Source organism: Kerstersia sp. (assembly GCF_052103615.1).
GTDB lineage: Bacteria > Pseudomonadota > Gammaproteobacteria > Burkholderiales > Burkholderiaceae_B > Kerstersia.
Window position 1 is genome coordinate 1 of sequence record NZ_JBQEKA010000140.1, and the last position, 4,017, is coordinate 4,017.

The following is a 4,017-nucleotide window of genomic DNA, read 5'->3' on the forward strand; positions in this document are numbered from 1 at the left end:
CGCCTGGCCTGGAAATGGAGCGCCATGCCGGTTCCGGTCCGCCGCACAAAATTACGCGAACGCGGCAACAGCAGCAGAAAGCCCACGGCCACCAGCAAATCCAGCACGCCTACCGTCACCATGGCCGAGCGCCAGCCGTACATATCCGTGAGAAAGCTCATGAATACCCGGCCCGCCATACCGCCAAAAGCCGTGCCGCCCACATACAGGCCCATGGAAAACCCAAGACCGCGCGGATGGGTTTCCTCTGCCAGATATGCCATGGCCACCGCCGGCACGCCCCCCAGCAGCAGCCCCACCAGCGTGCGTGCCGCCAGCAGCGCCGGCCACGACGGCGATAGCGCCGCCAGAATATTCAGCAGCGCCGCCAGCCCCATGGAGGCGAACATCAGCCCCCGGCGGCCCCAGCCTTCGGAGAGCGCCCCGGCAAACAAAATGGCGAATGCCAGCGTTGCAGTGGATAGCGATAGCGCCAGCGCGCTGACAGCCGGGCTGACACCGAATTCCTGGCTGAATTCCGGCAGCAGGGGCTGCACGCTATACAACAGGGAAAAGGTCGCGAAACCCGCCAGGAACAGGCCTATACAGATACGCCAATAGGCGCTGGAGCCAGGTTCGGCCCATGTCTGGGCCGGAGCAGGAGGAACTGGCGCGGCAGGCGCGGCAGCAAGAGTAGCTGCCGGTTCGGCAGCAAGAGTAGCTGCCGGTTCGGCAGGAGGACGGCTGGCGGGGGTCATGGGAGCACAACAGCAGACGGGCAACCCTGCCATTCTCTTCCCATTAATCTGCGATGTCCATCTGCCCTGCCCCTGCCGCAACAGCCCATCCCGCAGCCATGGCCGCCTCAGGCATCGGCCGGAATGCTTTTGCGCGCCTCGCGCCCCAGCCATTGCGTGGGCAACTCGCTGGTCTGCTTCATCTGGCGCAACACCACATGCGATTTCACATGGGAGATCGCGCCATTGGCCAGCAGGACATTCATGACGAAACTCGCCAGCTGTTCCAGATTGCGCGCCACCACTTTCAACAGGTAATCCGCATCGCCGCTCAGCAAATGCGCTTCCAGGATGACGTCATGGGTTTCGACCAAGGTCTGGAAAGCATGGATGGATTGCTTGTCGTGCGCATGCAGGCTGACATGCACAAAGGCGAGCACATCCAGGCCCAGGGATTTGCTATCCAGGCGTGCCGCGTAGCCATTGATGACGCCCGCTTTTTCCAGCGCTGTGCGGCGGCGCGAGCATTGCGAGGCAGACAATCCTATCTGCTCCCCCACCTCCTGATTGGTCAGGCGTCCATCCGCTTGCAGCATGCCGAGCAGCTTCCAGTCGTAGATATCCATGCTTCGCACCCTCCATTTTGGTAATAACCGGCCAGATATGCACAAATCATGCGCCAATCAGGGTTTCCATGCCAAAAGACGCACACACCATGCGCTTATCACGCACTATATTTTACTCCTATCCCCGCTAATACAACGACGGGCGAAGTCCCTACGAATCGCAATCCACCCCAAGGAGAAAAACCATGAGAATGCAGATCGGTGAGTTCCTGATCCGGCGTCTGAATGAAGCCGGCATACGCCACCTGTTTGGTCTGCCCGGGGATTTCAACCTTTCCTTCCTGGAGCAGGTCGAGGCATCCGGCACGCTGGAGTTCATCGGCAATTGCAATGAGCTCAATGCCGCCTATGCCGCCGACGGCTATGCCCGCACCGCAGGCATAGGCGCGGTGCTGACCACCTTTGGCGTGGGTGACCTGGGCGCCATCAGCGGCATTGCCGGCGCCTATTCCGAGAACGTGCCCATGGTGCATATCACTGGCGCGCCGCCTCTGCATTCCATCAACAGCCGCGCGCTGCTGCATCACACCCTGGCCGACGGCGCCTACGGCAATATCGGCCGCTGCATGGCGGAATTCACCGTCGCCCAGGCGCGCATTACACCGGCCAATGCCGTGACCGAAATCGACCGCGTGCTCAAGGCCTGCTGGCAAGAGCGCCGCCCCGTCCACCTGCAGCTCCCCTCGGACATTACCCACCTGAGCATCGAAACGCCGGAGGAACCGCTGGTGCTGGCCGACCCCGCCAGCGATCCCGGCCAGCTCGAACGCGCCGCCGCACGCATTTGCGCGGCCTTGCAGGAAGCCAGCCATCCCGCCATCCTGGTCGATGCCGATGCCGGCCGCTTCGGCGTCGCCGACATCATTCAGGAGCTGAGCGAAAAGTGCGCCATCCCGTGCGCGGCGCTGCCGCCGGCCAAAGGCGTGCTGGATGAAAGCACCCCGCTATACCTGGGCACCTACATCGGCGCGCCTACCCTCGAAGCCACCCGCCGCGCCATTGAGCAATCCGATTGCCTGATCGGCGTCGGCCTGCGTTTTACCGACAGCAGCACCTCGCTATTCAGCCAGCGTATCGCGCCTGAAGCCCTGATCGCCCTGCGGCGTCACGACCTCAGCATTGGCGACCTGCCCATGCCTGGCGTGACCTTGCGCGAAGTGCTGCTGCGCGTGCTGCAGGATATGCCTGCGCGCCCGGCCAAAACCAGCCATGGCGCCAAGGCGGCCAGCCACCCGGCCCCGGCTGCCGCCGCGCCAGCCCTGGATGCGACCGCACCGCTGACACATGCCACGCTCTGGCCGCGCATCCAGGCTTTTCTCAAGCCATGCGATGTCATCATCGGCGAAGCCGGAACGTCCAATTCCGCGCTGGGCGGCATGCGCTTGCCGGCAGGCGCATCCTATATTGCGCAACCCGTATGGGGCGCCATCGGCTATACCTTGCCGGCGCTCTTCGGCTCGCAGGTCAGCACGCCCTGGCGCCGCCACCTGCTGTTCATCGGCGATGGTTCGTTCCAGCTGACCGCGCAAGAGCTGTCCTCGATTCAGCGCCGCCAGCTCAAGCCCATCATTTTCCTGATCAACAACAAGGGCTACACCATCGAGCGCCTGATCCTCGGCGAGAACTCAGCCTATAACGATATTGCCGACTGGAACTACGCCGGCCTGCCGCAGATATTCGCGCCGGCTGGCGACGCGCTGACCTTGGTCGTCCAGGATGTAGGCGGGCTGGAACAAGCGCTGGCGCAAGCCGAGCAGGCGGATAAGCTGGTGTTCATTGAGCTGAAACTGCCCATGATGGATGCGCCGCCGGCGCTGCCGAAATTCGCCGGTATTTTTGCTGACTTCGACTACGGCGAATGCGGCCCGCGCAATCCGTCTGCCAGCCAGCCGGCGGCAGCGCAAGATGCAGCCGCGCAGCCTGCCGGCGGCACGCCCGCCAAACCGGCCAAAGACGCGCTCTGCCTGTAAGCCTGGCGCCGGAGGCCTGCCTCCGGCACCCGGCCATTTTTTATAAAAACAACAGGGGCCACTAGAATGGCCCGGTTTCGCCACGCCTGTACGGAATGGCGAAGAGGAGACTTTTCATGCAAGACACACAGGCAGGACAGGAACTCAAACGAGGCCTGAGCAATCGCCATATTCAATTGATTGCACTGGGCGGCGCCATAGGCACCGGACTCTTTCTGGGCATTGCCCAAACCATCCGGCTCGCCGGCCCCGGCGTCCTGCTGGGCTACGCCATCGCCGGTTTCATCGGTTTTTTGATTTTGCGCCAACTGGCGGAGATGGTCGTCGCCGAACCGGTGGCAGGCTCCTTCAGCCACTTTGCCTACAAGTATTTCAGCCCCTTCATGGGGTATTTATCGGGCTGGAACTACTGGGTCCTGTATGTGCTGGTCGGCATGGCCGAACTGACGGCAGCCGGGCTGTATATCCATTACTGGTTCCCTGACATCCCGACCTGGATATCCGCACTGGGTTTTTCCTGCTGATCAACGCCATTAATCTCAGCAGCGTCAAATCCTTTGGCGAAACCGAATTCTGGTTTTCCATCATCAAGGTCGCTGCCATCGTCAGCATGATCGTCTTCGGCCTATATCTGCTGGGCACTGGCAAAGCCGGCCCTGAAGCTGGCCTGTCGAACCTGTGGAACAACGGTTTCCTGCCCAATGG

At 62.2% G+C, this 4,017-nt stretch carries 3 protein-coding genes and 1 pseudogene; 2 read left to right on the forward strand and 2 right to left on the reverse strand.

The window, feature by feature from the left end; translation table 11 throughout:
- Together ACTJGZ_RS15885 and ACTJGZ_RS15890 are read right to left on the reverse strand one after the other, a co-directional pair.
- A partial coding sequence (locus ACTJGZ_RS15885; protein ID WP_441663863.1) for an MFS transporter occupies window positions 1–737 on the reverse strand: 737 nt, incomplete at its 3' end.
- Window positions 738–844: 107 nt separating this feature from the next.
- Window positions 845–1,342: an Lrp/AsnC family transcriptional regulator gene (locus ACTJGZ_RS15890; RefSeq protein ID WP_441663864.1), complete on the reverse strand. Its 498-nt coding sequence runs from the start codon at window positions 1,340–1,342 to the stop codon at window positions 845–847.
- A gap of 185 nt (window positions 1,343–1,527) precedes the next feature.
- On the opposite strand from ACTJGZ_RS15890, the gene ACTJGZ_RS15895 reads away from it, so the two are divergent.
- Complete coding sequence (locus ACTJGZ_RS15895; RefSeq protein WP_441663865.1) at window positions 1,528–3,312, forward strand: alpha-keto acid decarboxylase family protein; 1,785 nt, start codon at window positions 1,528–1,530, stop codon at window positions 3,310–3,312.
- Window positions 3,313–3,428: 116 nt separating this feature from the next.
- Window positions 3,429–4,017: pseudogene (locus ACTJGZ_RS15900) on the forward strand (amino acid permease); the annotation flags it as partial.

What these genes read in the sequence shown, in the direction of transcription:
- ACTJGZ_RS15890 (WP_441663864.1), bottom strand. Translation starts at nt 1,342, where the DNA reads ATGGATATCTACGACTGGAAGCTGCTCGGCATGCTGCAAGCGGATGGA.
- ACTJGZ_RS15895 (WP_441663865.1), top strand. Translation starts at nt 1,528, where the DNA reads ATGAGAATGCAGATCGGTGAGTTCCTGATCCGGCGTCTGAATGAAGCC.